Source organism: Ruegeria sp. BB1, assembly GCF_056539465.1.
In genome coordinates this window covers 1,057,910-1,072,081 of record NZ_JBQFVB010000001.1, presented here as the reverse complement: position 1 = coordinate 1,072,081, position 14,172 = coordinate 1,057,910, and the positions used below count along the sequence as shown (strand labels likewise).

At 58.2% G+C, this 14,172-nt stretch carries 14 protein-coding genes; 9 read left to right on the top strand and 5 right to left on the bottom strand.

The genetic code is table 11. The features are described from left to right. Positions 1-21: 21 nt before the first annotated feature. Together ACR0AL_RS05305 and ACR0AL_RS05300 are read left to right on the top strand one after the other, a co-directional pair. The gene (locus ACR0AL_RS05305; protein ID WP_170348284.1) at positions 22-1,317 is read left to right on the top strand and encodes an adenylosuccinate synthase; all 1,296 of its coding nucleotides are present in this window, start codon (positions 22-24) and stop codon (positions 1,315-1,317) included. After that, positions 1,317-1,559, top strand: a complete 243-nt coding sequence (locus ACR0AL_RS05300; RefSeq protein ID WP_170357820.1) for a DUF2842 domain-containing protein — start codon at positions 1,317-1,319, stop codon at positions 1,557-1,559. Before ACR0AL_RS05305 ends, ACR0AL_RS05300 begins: the two co-directional genes overlap by 1 nt. A gap of 78 nt (positions 1,560-1,637) precedes the next feature. On the opposite strand, the gene ACR0AL_RS05295 is transcribed toward ACR0AL_RS05300, so the two are convergent. Continuing rightward, positions 1,638-3,254, bottom strand: coding sequence for an RNA polymerase sigma factor (locus ACR0AL_RS05295; protein ID WP_480662210.1), 1,617 nt, complete (start codon positions 3,252-3,254; stop codon positions 1,638-1,640). A 121-nt stretch (positions 3,255-3,375) separates the two neighbouring features. Here ACR0AL_RS05295 and ACR0AL_RS05290 point away from each other — a divergent pair, with 121 nt between their 5' ends. Continuing rightward, positions 3,376-4,083 carry a thiamine diphosphokinase gene (locus ACR0AL_RS05290; protein ID WP_480662208.1) on the top strand — a complete coding sequence of 236 codons (708 nt, stop codon included), beginning with the start codon at positions 3,376-3,378 and terminating at the stop codon, positions 4,081-4,083. Here ACR0AL_RS05290 and ACR0AL_RS05285 read toward each other — a convergent pair. The 4 genes from ACR0AL_RS05285 to ACR0AL_RS05270 are packed head-to-tail and all read right to left on the bottom strand — an operon-like array spanning position 4,028 to position 7,491. Then, complete coding sequence (locus tag ACR0AL_RS05285; protein ID WP_226688608.1) at positions 4,028-4,942, bottom strand: DMT family transporter; 915 nt, start codon at positions 4,940-4,942, stop codon at positions 4,028-4,030. The two genes, ACR0AL_RS05290 and ACR0AL_RS05285, sit on opposite strands and share 56 nt — an antisense overlap. A gap of 40 nt (positions 4,943-4,982) precedes the next feature. After that, entirely contained in the window at positions 4,983-5,393 is a 411-nt protein-coding gene (locus tag ACR0AL_RS05280) for a GFA family protein (protein WP_480662206.1), read from the bottom strand. Positions 5,394-5,414: 21 nt separating this feature from the next. Then, entirely contained in the window at positions 5,415-6,788 is a 1,374-nt protein-coding gene (locus ACR0AL_RS05275) for an L-serine ammonia-lyase (RefSeq protein ID WP_170374755.1), read from the bottom strand. A gap of 1 nt (position 6,789) precedes the next feature. Next, on the bottom strand, positions 6,790-7,491 hold the full coding sequence (locus ACR0AL_RS05270; protein WP_170374757.1) for a glutathione S-transferase family protein: 702 nt from the start codon (positions 7,489-7,491) through the stop codon (positions 6,790-6,792). A 167-nt stretch (positions 7,492-7,658) separates the two neighbouring features. Between ACR0AL_RS05270 and rpiA the strand changes: the two genes are divergently transcribed. The 6 genes from rpiA to ACR0AL_RS05240 all read left to right on the top strand — a co-directional run bounded on the left by rpiA (position 7,659) and on the right by ACR0AL_RS05240 (position 13,984). Continuing rightward, positions 7,659-8,444 carry a ribose-5-phosphate isomerase RpiA gene (rpiA, locus tag ACR0AL_RS05265; RefSeq protein ID WP_170348292.1) on the top strand — a complete coding sequence of 262 codons (786 nt, stop codon included), beginning with the start codon at positions 7,659-7,661 and terminating at the stop codon, positions 8,442-8,444. A 272-nt stretch (positions 8,445-8,716) separates the two neighbouring features. Beyond that, a complete protein-coding gene (gene gor / locus ACR0AL_RS05260; RefSeq protein ID WP_480662204.1) occupies positions 8,717-10,075 on the top strand; it encodes a glutathione-disulfide reductase in 1,359 nt (452 codons plus the stop codon). A gap of 72 nt (positions 10,076-10,147) precedes the next feature. Continuing rightward, positions 10,148-11,290: an FtsH protease activity modulator HflK gene (hflK, locus tag ACR0AL_RS05255; RefSeq protein WP_170348294.1), complete on the top strand. Its 1,143-nt coding sequence runs from the start codon at positions 10,148-10,150 to the stop codon at positions 11,288-11,290. Further along, positions 11,290-12,168: a protease modulator HflC gene (gene hflC / locus ACR0AL_RS05250; RefSeq protein WP_170348295.1), complete on the top strand. Its 879-nt coding sequence runs from the start codon at positions 11,290-11,292 to the stop codon at positions 12,166-12,168. The genes hflK and hflC overlap by 1 nt, the downstream gene beginning before the upstream one ends. Beyond that, complete coding sequence (locus ACR0AL_RS05245; protein ID WP_480662202.1) at positions 12,168-12,362, top strand: DUF2065 domain-containing protein; 195 nt, start codon at positions 12,168-12,170, stop codon at positions 12,360-12,362. The genes hflC and ACR0AL_RS05245 overlap by 1 nt, the downstream gene beginning before the upstream one ends. Positions 12,363-12,547: 185 nt before the next feature. Continuing rightward, positions 12,548-13,984 (top strand): DegQ family serine endoprotease, encoded by a 1,437-nt coding sequence (locus tag ACR0AL_RS05240; RefSeq protein WP_217354016.1) that lies wholly within the window; start codon positions 12,548-12,550, stop codon positions 13,982-13,984. Positions 13,985-14,172 lie beyond the last annotated feature (188 nt).

Sequence of the window (14,172 nt, the reverse complement as noted above, 5' to 3'; positions counted from 1 at the left end):
TTCAGCGCAAAAGGACCGGATATGGCCAATGTGGTTGTTGTCGGCGCCCAGTGGGGCGACGAAGGAAAAGGCAAGATCGTCGACTGGCTCAGCGAACGGGCAGACGTGATCGCGCGTTTTCAAGGCGGGCATAATGCCGGTCATACGCTGGTCATTGATGGTGAAGTTTACAAGCTGCATGCGTTGCCTTCAGGCGTCGTGCGGGGCGGCAAGCTGAGTGTCATTGGCAATGGTGTTGTGTTGGACCCGTGGCACCTGATCAAGGAAATCGGAACCATTCGGGCGCAAGGTGTCGATATCTCGCCCGAGACTCTGATGATTGCCGAGAATACGCCGCTGATCCTGCCTATCCATGGCGAGCTGGACCGTGCGCGCGAAGAAGCTGCCAGCAAGGGCACCAAGATCGGGACGACCGGTCGCGGAATTGGTCCGGCGTATGAGGACAAAGTGGGCCGTCGCTCTGTTCGTGTTGCCGATCTTGCTGATGAAGCCACGCTTGAGGCGCGCGTGGATCGTGCACTGCAACACCACGACCCGCTGCGCAAGGGGCTTGGGATCGAGCCCGTTGACCGGGACGCGCTGATCGCCCAATTGAAAGAGATCGCGCCGCAAATTCTTCCGTTTGCCGCTCCGGTCTGGAAGGTGCTGAACGAAAAGCGCAAGGCTGGTAAGCGTATCCTTTTTGAAGGGGCGCAAGGCGCGCTGCTGGATATTGATTTCGGCACCTATCCGTTTGTGACCTCGTCCAATGTGATCGCGGGGCAGGCGGCGACTGGTGTGGGTATCGGTCCAGGGTCGATTGATTTCGTTCTCGGTATCGTCAAAGCCTATACGACCCGCGTGGGTGAAGGACCGTTCCCGACCGAATTGGATGACGCGGACGGTCAACGCCTTGGTGAACGTGGACACGAATTCGGCACAACCACAGGCCGCAAACGTCGCTGTGGCTGGTTCGATGCCTGCTTGGTGCGGCAAACCTGCGCGACAAGTGGTGTAAACGGCATCTCGCTGACCAAGCTGGACGTGCTGGACGGGTTTGAGACACTGAAAATCTGCGTGGGGTATGAGCTGGATGGCGAGCGTCTGGACTATCTGCCTACCGCAGCTGATCAACAAGCGCGCTGCAAACCCATCTACGAAGAAATGCCGGGGTGGAGTGAATCCACCGAAGGCGCACGCAGCTGGGCCGATCTGCCTGCCAACGCGATCAAATACGTACGTCGCGTTGAAGAGTTGATCGAGTGTCCCGTGGCCCTTCTGTCTACCAGTCCGGAGCGGGACGACACCATTCTGGTGACTGACCCGTTTGCCGACTGATGAGCGATCACGGTAAATCCGGTCTGAGCTACAAGGCCCGGCGGCGTTGGTCGCTGGTGCTGCTGTTGATTGGGCTTCCCATCTATATTGTGGCGGTTGTAACGGTGGTGAGTTGGCTCGACCGTCCGCCCATTTGGTTGGAACTGCTGGTCTATGTTGGTTTAGGCATCGTGTGGGCGCTGCCGTTCAAATTTGTTTTCAAAGGTGTTGGCAAAGAAGACCCAGAGCAAAACTCGGATTGATCACCGGCAATTCAGGTGATGAAGAGAAAAGGGCCAGAGTAACCTCTGGCCCTTTTTCTATTGTACCAGTTGGGGGGATTATCCCGCGGCGCGCTCGTCATCCGGGCGGAACCCGATCTGGGTCGAGGCCGCGAAACGCCCGCCGCCCGCTTTTTCAATCTTTCCATCGCGCAGCAACTGACCGAAGGACCGCAGGCTTTCTTCGCGGTTGAAGTCATTTTGCTTGAGCGAACGGATTTTGTTCATCAACTGCGGGCGCGAAAACTGTTCCTGACCTTCGATGAACGACAGGTACGCGGCGGCAGCCTCAAGCAAGTCGGGGAGGGACTGCGCGCCCTGTTCCTGCGCGAACAGAGCAAAGCCACCTTCCTCGGGTGTTTCGTCTTCGGCTTCAGTTTCGGATTTTACGCGGCGAGGGGTAACTGGTCCGGCGTCTACGGTTTGATTGTCGATGCGCTGTTCAGCGACCAGCTTAAGAGGGGCTGCATCGTCACTGCTGGGGCGCATGCTGGTGACCTGAATTTCCGGGCGGCGAGGGCTGACGACCGAGGAAAGATCTCCACGATAGCCCTGTTCTTCACTGTCCTGTGCTGTGGCCTTACCGTCGCCACGTTCAGCTTCGGTTGCGGCGACGGCCGCCCGCAGATGCGTGTAGGCCTCGCGCTGATCGCTGGTGTCCGGGTCGTTCAACTGTTCGCCGGCCTTATCCATCAGGCGCGATACGTCCCGATCCAGATCTGACGTTTCAGTGTCTGTATTGGCCGAGCGTTTTGCCAGTACAGCTTCCACGCTTGAAATCTCTTCCAGCAGGTCGACTTCATCCTCTTCCGTCAACACACCTTCGTCGGTGGCTTCGACGACGTCTTCATCTGCGCCGCCGTCATCGAGAATGTTGGCTTCCTCTTCAGAATCGCTTTTCGCAATGTCTTCAAGGTCCGAGAACAGCACGTCGGATGTGTCTTCCTCTTCCGCTTCGGTCTGGTCTTCCGATGTCGCGTCAAACACCTCTGAATCCAGATCCTCGGCTTCGACTTCCAGTGCAGGTGCTTCGTATTCTTCGATCTGAGGCATCTCAGCCTCGGCTTCTTCTGTTTTCGGTGCTTCGTCTTGCGTTTCGACGTGCGCGCTGGCCTCTTCAGTGTCGTCCAGATCCGCGGGGTCAAGCGAACCAGCTGCGAAGGCCGCAGCCACTGCATCAGACGGAGCGGCGCTTTTCATCAAGGTCGTGTCTTCGTCTTCCGTGTAGATGACCGAGTTTTCTTCGGAGTGAGAGACAACGGCCCGGATGCGCTGCAACTTGGCGGCAATACTGTCAGCGGCAGGCGCCGGGGCATCTTCTACGGTTTCCGCGTCAGAAAAAACGGGCTGAGAAGAGGGCGGCGTGTCGATAACATTCAAACCCTGAGCGCTGGCGGCGGATTGGGGGGATGGGGCGTTTTCTTCGGTTGCGCGGATCAGCAGGCCAGAGTCGTTCTGACTGGCTTCGACCCTGCGGGATGCGTCACGCTGCGCGATCCGTGTCAGCATTTCGGTGTCAGGCTGTGGGGGTTCAGAACCAAAGTAGCGATCATCAGCCGCGAGATCGCGGAAGTATTCGGCAATCGCTTTCATCGTTTCAAAGGAATCATCAAAGCCTTCCAAAGTGCACGAGAAGGTTCCATAAGAAACGGTCAAAACCTTGTTATTCTGTACCATCAGACGCACGTCCTCTACAAACTACAAGAGCCACCCACCCAATAGAGGGCACACCTATGGCTCGAAACTCTCTGCATGAACCTACCATTTTGTGGTCTCAATGTGTCCAAATCCGGGAAAAATGATCAATCTTAAAAAAAATCAGTCGATTGTACGGTCTGAGGAGCCAATCGCAGTGGTCGGAGGCGGAGAAATCGGTCCAGATGACCTAAATTTGGCGCTGATTCGCGTCAATACCGTTGTTGCCGCGGATGGCGGAGCGATCCCGCTGATGGATTCGGGGCGGATGCCGGATGCGGTTATCGGTGATTTTGATTCGCTGAGCAGCGCCTATCGCGACCGAATTCCGGCAGAGCGATTGTTTCCGATCCGCGAGCAGGACAGCACGGATTTCGACAAGACCCTGCGCAGTGTCGAGGCGCCGCTAGTGCTAGGGGTTGGGTTTCTGGGCGGGCGGCTGGATCACCAATTGGCGGTGCTGAGCGCTTTGATCCGACTTCAGGATCGTCCGTGCATTTTGCTAGGGGAGCATGAAGTCGTGTTCCACGCCCCACCGCGGATCGCTTTTGACCTTTCACCCGGCGATGTGGTTTCGCTGTTTCCGTTTCAGAGGGTAACGGGGCGCAGCCGTGGATTGGAATGGCCGATTGATGATCTGGTGTTAGAGCCGAGCGGTCGCGTCGGGACCTCCAATCGCGCGTTGGCTGATGTAGAACTGGAGGTGGACAGGCCCGGCCTTTTGGTCATGGTTCCGCGCAACGCCTTGGATCAGATCATGCAGGCGTTTCTGTCGGAGCTGACCGGGCGTTGGCCCGCTCGTGCAGAATGACGTAAAGGCCCGCGGCAATGGTGATGGCTATGCCGATGGCCGCGATCCCGTTGGGCAGGTCATGAAAGATTAGCCAGCCGAATAGGGTGGCCATTGGAATTTCCAGATATTGCATCGGGGCCAGCGTTGCCGACGGCGCAAAGCGCAGCGACCATGTCATCAACAGATGCGCGACGGTTCCCAGCAGCCCGATTGCGATCAGCAAAAGGTGAATGTCCGGGGGAGGTAAGATCAGCGATACGGCCCAACTGCCGCCGATTGTTCCGGCCAACAGAACTGGCAGCATTAGGATTATAGCCATCATGCCCGATGCCGCTTGTAGGGTGATTGGGTCTGTTTCTTTGGCGATTTGGCGCGTCACCAGCATGAACAGGGAAAAGAGCAAAGCTACCACAAGCGGTAGCAGGGCTGCGGCCCCCACTTGTACAAAGCTGGGCTGAATGACCAGCAAGGTCCCAACAAAGCCAACGGCGCAGGCTATCAGGCGGCGTGGGCCAACGGTTTCCTTCAGTATGTATTTGCCCAGGATCAACATTATGAACGGCATGACAAAGACGATGGCGATCGCGTCGGCCAGCGGCAGGAAAAGCAGTGAGCTGAACATGGCTGAAAGGGCGAGGATATGCAGAACCGTGCGAATAAATGTCAGCCACAGGATACGGCCACGCATGCGCAGGGATCGCCCGGTCAATACGGCCAGTGGGACCAGCACCAGCGCCTGAACGGCGAAGCGGACAAAGACAAGCATGCCGACAGGTGTGGTTTCGGCCAACAGCTTTGCCATCGCGTCGCCCATCGGCGCGATGATGCAAAAGCCAAGCATCAGGATGATGCCAAAGACCGGACGATCCTGTGTCATACGGGCGACGCTACGGGGTTTGGGGCCCGGTGGGAAGCGTCTAGGGCAGGGGTTGAACCTTGGTATAGTCTGGACCGATGCAAGTGGGCAGGCCGTCACCCAGTATCAGCCAGTTCAGCTTTTCCTCATGCGCCACGTGCAACGTTGGCTCCAACTGGTTTGGGTCTTCCAGTGTTGCCACGTACAGATGCAGCACGTCCGACATGGCTTGTGATCGGAATGATATCGGAGTGCCGCAATTGGGGCAGAAACTGCGGGTGACTCCGGGCGAAGAGGTAAAGGTTTTCGGCTCGTCCCCGGTCCAGCGCCACTGGCCGTCGCGCACGCCGAAATAGGTGGTCATCGGCGCGGCGCATTGCCGTCTGCAACTGTCGCAATGGCAGGTAACGCAGGACAGGACCGGAGGCGTAACCTCGTACCGGATGGTGCCGCACAGACAATGTCCCCGCATGATATCCCCCTTACTGCGGCATCAGCAGTTGGGTACGTTCACCGCCAGGCCGCCCAGTGACGTTTCCTTGTATTTCTCGTGCATATCATGGCCGGTCTGGCGCATAGTCTCGATCACGGAATCCAGCGGTACGAAGTGTTTTCCATCGCCACGCAACGCCAGCGATGCTGCGGAAACGGCTTTGATCGCCGCCAGTCCGTTGCGTTCGATACACGGAACCTGCACCAACCCGGCAACCGGGTCACAGGTCATGCCCAGATGATGCTCCAGCGCGATTTCAGCTGCGTTTTCAACCTGTTCCGGTGTTCCACCCATGACGGCACACAGACCTGCCGCAGCCATGGCTGATGCGCTTCCGACTTCGGCCTGACAGCCCGCTTCGGCGCCAGAGATCGAGGCGTTATATTTCACCAGTCCGCCAATGGCGGCAGCGGTCAGAAGGAAATCCTCGATATGGCTTTCCGACGCGCCGGGCACGTGATCAAGGTAATAGCGCAGCACCGAAGGCATCGTACCTGCCGCGCCATTGGTCGGGGCGGTCACGACTTGCCCACCAGCGGCGTTTTCCTCGTTCACCGCCATGGCATAGACACTCATCCAGTCATTGATGGTGTGCGGCGCGTTCAGGTTCATGCCCCGCTCGGCCAGCAGAGCATCGTGAATGCCTTTGGCGCGGCGTCGCACGTTCAGGCCACCGGGCAAAATGCCGTCAGTATTCAGGCCGCGCTCGATGCAATTGTTCATAACTTCCCACAGACGCGCAGTGCCTTTGGCAAAGCTATCGGCACAGCCGCGCGCGATTTCATTATCGCGCTTCATCTGAGCGATGCTTTTGCCGCTGGTCTTTGCCATCTCAAGCATTTCGGCGGCGGATTTGAACGGGAACGGGACCGGGTCGCCCTCGTCGGTTGCCTTGCCTTCGGCCAGTTCCTCTTCGGTCAGGACAAAGCCACCGCCGACCGAGTAGTAAACCTGCCGCAGGATCACATCGCCTTGTGCGTCGGTGGCCATCAGGATCATGCCATTGGCGTGGCCGGGCAGGTTGTTGTCATAGTCAAAGATCAGGTCAGTCTTTGGGTTGAACTGAAGCGTCGGCAACCCTTCGGGCGTCACCGAGTGCGTCTTGGAAATTTCGGCCAGCGCGGCCTCGGCCTTATCGTTGTCGTAGGTGTCGGGCACAAACCCGGCCAGTCCCAGAATGGTGGCACGGTCGGTGGCGTGTCCGACCCCAGTAAAAGCCAGCGAGCCGTGCAGCGATCCGCGCAGCCCCGCAAATTCGAACGGGGACGCGCGCATCATGTCCAGAAAACGCGCGGCGGCCACCATCGGCCCCATGGTATGAGACGATGACGGGCCGATGCCCACTTTGAACATATCGAAGACAGATAGAAACATATCAGGTAGCTGAGCCTTCTTCAGGTGTAGCGTAACGTGGTGAGGTGAACGGCGTAACCCCCAACCCCTCGGCCGCGATGGCGGCTTGGGTTGCAGGTCGGGAATCCAGCCGCGTCAGGATGTCCTGCAGATGGGGCGTGTCCCTGAGCTGAAACCAGCTGCGATCCGCGCTGGCGGGGTACAGCGCCATCCAACGCATTTGGCACGCCAGATAAAAGCTTAAAACCGATGGGGTGTCGGCCTGCAGCCAATCCGGCGCTTTCTGGGCTTCGGCATCCAGTACCCGCAAATGTTGGCGCAGGCGCGGGCGGATGCCTTCACGCAGGGTCTCGGCCTGCACGGGGTCGATGTACTTTTCAGCATAGAAAAGAATGCGCAGATCGGCGTGCAGCGTGTTGGACGCAAAAAACAGCCATTTCAGAAACGCCACCCGATCCGGGCTGTTGGGGGCAGGGGCCAGTTGCTTGTGCGTATCCGCCAGCCACAACAAAATGGCTGCCGTTTCAAAGATCGGTCCTTGCGGGGTGTCCAGCACCGGGATCAATCCATTCGGGTTCAAGGCCCGATAGGCCGCGCTGTCCTGTTCGTTCCGGCGGCGGTCCACCAGTACGGTCTCAAAAGGAAGGCCCATCTCTTCCAACACCAGTCTGATCACCAGCGAGGCGTTGTCGGGGGCATAATGAAGGCGATAGGGCGCGGTCATGGCCCCTATGTAACTTGCGGGGCGAATGCCGGAAGCCTCGATTGCGACGTTTCCCTTCGGAAACGCGTATTTTCCACGCATGTTTACGCGTGATGGCGGCGATTTGGCACTCGCGGTTGGTGGCCGCATTTCGTATAAGTCTGGCAGTAATAAAGGGAAACGCTGCCATGACCCGTGATCTGTCACCCATCGATAACGCCAAATATGTCGCCGCTCGTCGCGCTGCTGACATGGTGCAAGACGGAATGCGTGTAGGTCTGGGGACAGGGTCAACAGCCGCTTGGATGGTGCGTCGCATCGGTGAGCGGGTCAAAAAAGAAGGGCTGCGGATCAAGGGTGTTCCGACGTCGATCCGCACCGCGCAACTGGCCTGCGAAGTCGGGATCGAAGTGGTCTCATTGGATCAGGCGGGGTGGTTGGATCTGACCATTGATGGCGCGGATGAATTCGATGGCGAACTGAACCTGATCAAAGGTGGCGGTGGCGCGCATCTGCAGGAGAAGATCGTCGCCACGGCCAGCGACCAGATGGTCGTCATCGCCGATGCCGGCAAAGAGGTCGAAACCCTGGGCGCCTTCCCTTTGCCGGTCGAGGTGATCCCCTTTGGTTGGCAAACCACCCGCACTTTGATCCAAGAGGTGCTGGACACGATGGATGTTCTGGGCACTTCGGCCATGCTTCGGATGGATGGTGAAGCCCCTTTTGTGACAGATGAAGGCAACCACGTTTTGGATTTGCACCTGCAGCGCATCGGCAACGCGCGCCAGTTGGCGCTGGTGCTTAATCAGGTGCCAGGTGTGGTCGAGAACGGGTTGTTCATCGACATCTGTGACAAGGTCGTGATTGGCCACGGGGACGGCCGGGTCGAACTGCGCGACATCAACGCGGGTACCACCGAGCTGGACGAATTGGTGGACAGTGGTGAGAACCTGTTCTCGGATTTGGCTGACTGACGAATGTCAGAGCTTTCGGCATTACAATTCGGCGAAGTCAGTTTCCAAAAACCGGACGGCACATTCGAGAGCATGCCCCTCCAGTTGCAATCTATGGCGAAACCCATATCTGAGCGGTTCGTAAGGACGGTTGAGCATTACTGGCCGATTTTTTTTTGCGTCCTGGCAAGATCAACTGTCTCACCAGAACGGTCTGGACTGTGGTGAGCAATAAGATACACCCGTGGCGTCGCTTTGATGGCGCTTGCTGAAAACTGAAAGAGGCACGGTAAATGAGCTTTGATTATGATCTGTTCGTCATCGGAGGCGGCTCGGGCGGGGTTCGCGCAGCGCGTGTGGCTGCTGGTGAGAATGGTGCCAAGGTGGCGCTGGCCGAAGAGGATCGTTATGGCGGGACCTGTGTCATCCGAGGCTGTGTTCCGAAAAAGCTAATGGTCTTTGCCAGTGAGTTCTCAGGGATAATGCAGGACGCGCAAGCCTATGGTTGGGATGTTAAACCCGGCGGGCTTGATTGGAACACGTTCCACGACAAGCTGGTCGCGGAACTGGATCGGCTTGAAGGTGTTTATCGCAATATCCTGAAAAACAACGGTGTCGAAAGCTTTGATCAGCGTGCCCATGTGGTTGATGCGCATACGGTTGAGCTGGCCGATGGCACGCGTAAGACGGCCAAGCACATCCTGATCGCCACCGGCGGTCGTCCGGTCGTGCCCGAGTTTCCGGGCTCGGATCTGGCCATCACCTCAAACGAAATCTTCCATCTTGAGAAATTGCCTCAATCCATCTTGATCGTCGGTGGCGGCTACATCGCCAGCGAGTTCGCAGGGATCATGAACGGGATGGGTGTGAAGACCACTCAGTTCTACCGCGGCGCGCAAATTCTGCGCGGCTTTGATGAGGAAGCACGCGGCCTGATCTGCGAGGAAATGCGCCAGAACGGTATTGATGTACGTCTGGGCACCAATGTGTTGGAGATGACCAAGGAAGGTGACCAAATTCGCGTCAAAGCCACCGACGGCACCGAGGATCAATTCGATGTTGTCATGTACGCCACTGGTCGTGCGCCCAATGCCGACAACCTAGGGCTTGAGGCAGTGGGCGTTGAACGGGGTCGTAAGGGCGAGATCGTTGTGGACGAATACAGCCAGACGGGCGTGCCTTCGATCTTTGCAATTGGGGATGTGACAGATCGGGTGAATTTGACACCGGTTGCGATCCGCGAGGGCATGGCTTTTGTCGAAACAGTGTTCAAAGGCAACCCGACGCCGGTCGATCACGAGCTGATCCCGACCGCGATCTTCACCCAACCGGAGTTCGGTACCGTGGGATTGAGCGAGGAAGACGCTGCCGCGCAAGAACCGGTCGAGGTATATGCAACCTCGTTCAAGCCGATGCAAAAGGCGTTTGCGGGTGGAACGCAGCGGGTGCTGATGAAGCTGATCGTCAGTCAGGCGACCCGCAAGGTGTTGGGTTGCCATATCGTGGCACCGGGCGCGGGCGAGATGATCCAGCTGGCAGGAATCGCCGTTAAAATGGGTGCAACCAAGGAAGATTTCGACCGCACGGTTGCCGTTCACCCGGTTATGGCCGAAGAACTGGTGACAATGCGGCAACCTGTTCGCACTGCTTGATTTGCAAGCGCGCGCACACAAGTTACAAGGGACACCGTGATCACACGGTCCAACACGAAGGAACAGATACATATGGCGGGCAACAGCGGTGGCCCCTGGGGGGGCGGAGGCTCTTCTGGAGGCGGAGGAAATCGGGGTAATAATGGGGACGGACGCAAGCCTCCCGAAGGCGACGGCCCGCAGATCCCCGAGATCGATGAGCTGATGAAAAAAGGCCAAGAGCAGCTGCGCGTTCTGATGGGCGGTCGCGGCGGCGGTGGCCGTGGCGGCGGTCAGGGAGCGGGCGGCGGTGGTCCGGTTTTCACCAAAGGCACGGTGGTGATTGGTTTGCTGGTTGCCGCGGGTCTGTGGGGAGCTGCAAGCTTCTACACGGTCAAACCGGAAGAACAGTCGGTTGAGTTGTTCTTGGGTGAATTTTCGGCCGTTGGGAATCCGGGTCTGAACTTTGCGCCTTGGCCGTTTGTGACCGCCGAGGTGATCCCGGTAACCCGTGAACAGAATGAAGACATGGGCGGTGCGCGCGGCAGTGACGATGGTCTGATGCTGACTGGCGACGAAAATGTGGTCGACATCGACTATCAGGTTGTCTGGAACATCAACGATCCGGCTAAATATCTGTTTAACCTGCGCGATCCGCGTCAGACGATTCGGGCCGTTTCTGAATCGGCGATGCGCGAGATCATCGCACAAAGCGAGTTGGCACCGATTCTGAACAGGGACCGGGGCATTATCGCAGACCGGTTGCAGGAATTGATTCAGCTGACAATGGACAGCTACGATTCTGGTGTGAACATTGTCCGCGTGAACTTTGACAAGGCTGACCCTCCACAGGACGTGATCGCAGCGTTCCGTGATGTTCAGGCGGCGGCGCAAGAACGTGACCGCCTGCAGAACGTTGCGGATGCCTATGCCAACCGCGTTTTGGCCGAGGCGCGAGGTGAAGCCGCACAGGTTCTGGAAGAGGCCGAAGCCTATCGCGCCCAGCAGATCAATGGCGCGCAGGGTGAGGCCAGCCGCTTTAGCGCGGTTCTGGAAGAGTACTCCAAGGCACCCGACGTGACGCGCAAGCGTCTGTATCTGGAGCGCATGGAGCAGGTTCTGGGCGACGTGGATAAAATCATCCTCGACGAGAACTCGACAGGGTCGGGGCAGGGCGTGGTGCCTTATCTTCCGCTCAATGAGCTGCGCCGCAATCAGACTGAGGAGAGCAACTGATGCGTAAGTCACCTATAATCCTCATTTTGGTTGTGATCCTGGGTGTAATCGGCCTGTCCTCGATTTTCATCGTGGACGAACGTGAACGTGCGCTGGTTCTGCAATTTGGCCGCGTCGTTGCGGTTAAGGAAGAGCCCGGTTTGGCGTTCAAGATTCCGCTGATTCAGGAAGTTGTACGCTATGACGACCGTATCCTATCGATCGACGTGCAGCCGCTTGAAGTAACGCCACTGGATGACCGTCGTTTGGTTGTTGATGCGTTTGCACGTTACCGGATTTCCGATCTGAACCGCTTCCGTCAGGCCGTCGGTGTTGGCGGTATCCCGGTCGCCGAGGATCGTCTGGATCGCATCTTGCGCGCCGAAACCCGCGAAGTGCTGGGTTCGGTTTCGTCCCGCGATATCCTGAGTTCCGACCGTGCCGCCTTGATGCTGCGCATCCGCAATAGCGCGATTGCCGAAGCGCAGGCGCTGGGCGTTAACGTCATCGACGTGCGCTTGAAAGCAACTGACCTGCCGCAAGCCAACCTTGAGGCCACCTTTGACCGGATGAAGGCCGAGCGTGAACGCGAGGCGACCGATGAACGCGCCCGTGGTAACGAGGCGGCCCAGCGAGTGCGCGCCCAGGCGGATCGTACTGTGGTTGAACTGGTGTCGGATGCTCGTCGTGAGGCCGAGATCATCCGCGGTGAAGCAGATGCCGAACGTAACGCGATCTTTGCCGAAGCTTACGGCGCGGACCCTGAGTTCTTTGAATTCTACCGCTCTTTGTCGGCCTATGAAAATGCGTTGGGCGGTAGCAACAGTTCGATGGTTCTGAGCCCGGACTCCGAGTTCTTCAATTACCTGAAGTCACCCACCGGGCAGGCTGGTCGGTAATGGGCCTGATCCTTCTGGCCTTCGGGCTGGTACTGATTGTCGAGGGGCTGGCCTATGCGCTGGCCCCTTCGCTTATTGAACGTGTGCTTGAGGCGCTTCGGTCACTGCCTGAACAGGCCCGTCGTCTGGCCGGTCTGCTGTGTGTTGTCAGCGGTCTGGTGTTGTTGTGGGGTGCATTTCAGCTCGGGTTTTGACACGTTGATTCCAATTGCCGGTGAATTCCCCGCGATCCCGAGTTGCGGGCTTGGGTAAACTGACTACATTGGTTTCCAAGAGGGGTTGCTATGCGGCACCCTTATGACGTTGTTCGACAAGGAGTTCCCAAGTGCAGGCACAAGCGCGCAGTATTTCCGTCCAAAGGGACGACAGTGTTGGTTTCATGCGGCTGATGTGGTTGGCCTTTGCGGGGATGTTGCTTGTTCTGGCCCAATCCGTCGCCGCGCAGGCGCGGAGCGAAAGCCTGGCGCCGCTGGCCGAAAAGATCAGCCCGGCAGTGGTGAACATCACCACATCGACCCTGATCGAAGGGCAAACTGGCCCGCAAGGGATCGTGCCCGAAGGCTCTCCGTTCGAGGATTTCTTTCGCGAGTTTCAGGACCGAGATGGTGAAGAGGGCGACCGCCCACGCCGCAGCAATGCGCTGGGATCGGGTTTTGTGATTTCCGAGGACGGTTATATCGTCACCAACAACCACGTCATTGCGGAAGCTGATGAAATCCTTGTGGAATTCTTTCCAGGCGACGGCCAGCCCAAGAAAGAGTTGCCCGCCAAGGTGATTGGCACAGATGAAAAAACAGACATCGCGCTGCTCAAGGTCGAAGCCTCGGGTCCGCTGCAATATGTGCAATTCGGTGACAGCGACATTGCGCGTGTGGGGGATTGGGTGATTGCCATGGGTAACCCGCTGGGACAGGGCTTTTCTGTTTCGGCTGGTATCGTGTCGGCCCGCAACCGGGCGCTGAGCGGTTCTTATGACGACTATATTCAGACGGACGCAGCCATTAACCGGGGGAACTCGGGCGGGCCGCTGTTTAATATGAACGGCGAGGTGATCGGCGTGAACACCGCGATCCTGTCGCCCAATGGCGGCTCCATCGGGATCGGGTTCTCGATGGCGTCCAACGTGGTCGTTAAGGTCGTCGACCAACTGCGCGAATTCGGTGAAACCCGCCGTGGCTGGCTGGGCGTGCGCATTCAAGACGTGACCGAGGACATGGCCGAGGCGATGGGGCTGGACAAACCTGGCGGCGCGCTGATCAGCGATGTACCGGACGGTCCGGCCAAAGATGCGGGCCTGCTTGCGGGTGACGTTATCCTCAGCTTTGACGGGGTGGAGGTCGAAGATACGCGCGGTCTGGTGCGTCAGGTGGGCGAGACTACGGTTGGCAAGTCGGTTCGTGTTGTGGTGCATCGCGACGGGGGCACTCAGACCGTTTTGGTCACGCTGGGCCGTCGAGAGGAAGCGGAACGCGCGGATAGCGAGGAAGAGGAAACACCAGATGCCGCGCCTGAGGAAAACGCCGATATTCTGGGCCTGACGATTTCACCCCTGACGGATACGTTGCGCACCGATCTTGATTTGGATGCGGAGGCAGAAGGGCTGGTTGTGACTGCGGTGGACGAAGCGTCCGAAGCTTATTCCAAGGGGCTGCGCGCCGGTGATCTGATTACCGAAGCCGGTCAGCAGAAGGTCAGTTCGATTGAAGATCTCGAGGCCCGCATGGAAGAAGCGCGTGAGGCAGGCCGCAAGTCGTTGTTGTTGCTAGTACGCCGTGGCGGTGAACCGCGCTTTGTGGCGCTGAGCCTGGGCGAGTAACTGACACCTAAATAAACGAAAAGGCCGGGGTTATCGCTCCGGCTTTTTTGCGTTTTTGGGGGGTGGAAAAAAGGTGAGCCACACGCCGGGGAGGCGCATGGCTCTGATACAGGGAGAGGTCAGTGGACAGATATCGGGGATGATTCTCTGACCTCCTACGGTAACAACTAAGAGATTAGTCTTGATGT

Excerpts from the sequence above, each read along its gene's own strand:
- ACR0AL_RS05295 (WP_480662210.1), bottom strand. The coding sequence starts at position 3,254 with ATGGTACAGAATAACAAGGTTTTGACCGTTTCTTATGGAACCTTCTCG.
- ACR0AL_RS05285 (WP_226688608.1), bottom strand. The coding sequence starts at position 4,942 with ATGACACAGGATCGTCCGGTCTTTGGCATCATCCTGATGCTTGGCTTT.
- ACR0AL_RS05300 (WP_170357820.1), top strand. The coding sequence starts at position 1,317 with ATGAGCGATCACGGTAAATCCGGTCTGAGCTACAAGGCCCGGCGGCGT.
- hflK (WP_170348294.1), top strand. The coding sequence starts at position 10,148 with ATGGCGGGCAACAGCGGTGGCCCCTGGGGGGGCGGAGGCTCTTCTGGA.
- ACR0AL_RS05275 (WP_170374755.1), bottom strand. The coding sequence starts at position 6,788 with ATGTTTCTATCTGTCTTCGATATGTTCAAAGTGGGCATCGGCCCGTCA.
- ACR0AL_RS05280 (WP_480662206.1), bottom strand. The coding sequence starts at position 5,393 with ATGCGGGGACATTGTCTGTGCGGCACCATCCGGTACGAGGTTACGCCT.
- ACR0AL_RS05290 (WP_480662208.1), top strand. The coding sequence starts at position 3,376 with ATGATCAATCTTAAAAAAAATCAGTCGATTGTACGGTCTGAGGAGCCA.
- ACR0AL_RS05270 (WP_170374757.1), bottom strand. The coding sequence starts at position 7,491 with ATGACCGCGCCCTATCGCCTTCATTATGCCCCCGACAACGCCTCGCTG.
- hflC (WP_170348295.1), top strand. The coding sequence starts at position 11,290 with ATGCGTAAGTCACCTATAATCCTCATTTTGGTTGTGATCCTGGGTGTA.
- gor (WP_480662204.1), top strand. The coding sequence starts at position 8,717 with ATGAGCTTTGATTATGATCTGTTCGTCATCGGAGGCGGCTCGGGCGGG.
- ACR0AL_RS05245 (WP_480662202.1), top strand. The coding sequence starts at position 12,168 with ATGGGCCTGATCCTTCTGGCCTTCGGGCTGGTACTGATTGTCGAGGGG.
- ACR0AL_RS05240 (WP_217354016.1), top strand. The coding sequence starts at position 12,548 with ATGCGGCTGATGTGGTTGGCCTTTGCGGGGATGTTGCTTGTTCTGGCC.
- rpiA (WP_170348292.1), top strand. The coding sequence starts at position 7,659 with ATGACCCGTGATCTGTCACCCATCGATAACGCCAAATATGTCGCCGCT.
- ACR0AL_RS05305 (WP_170348284.1), top strand. The coding sequence starts at position 22 with ATGGCCAATGTGGTTGTTGTCGGCGCCCAGTGGGGCGACGAAGGAAAA.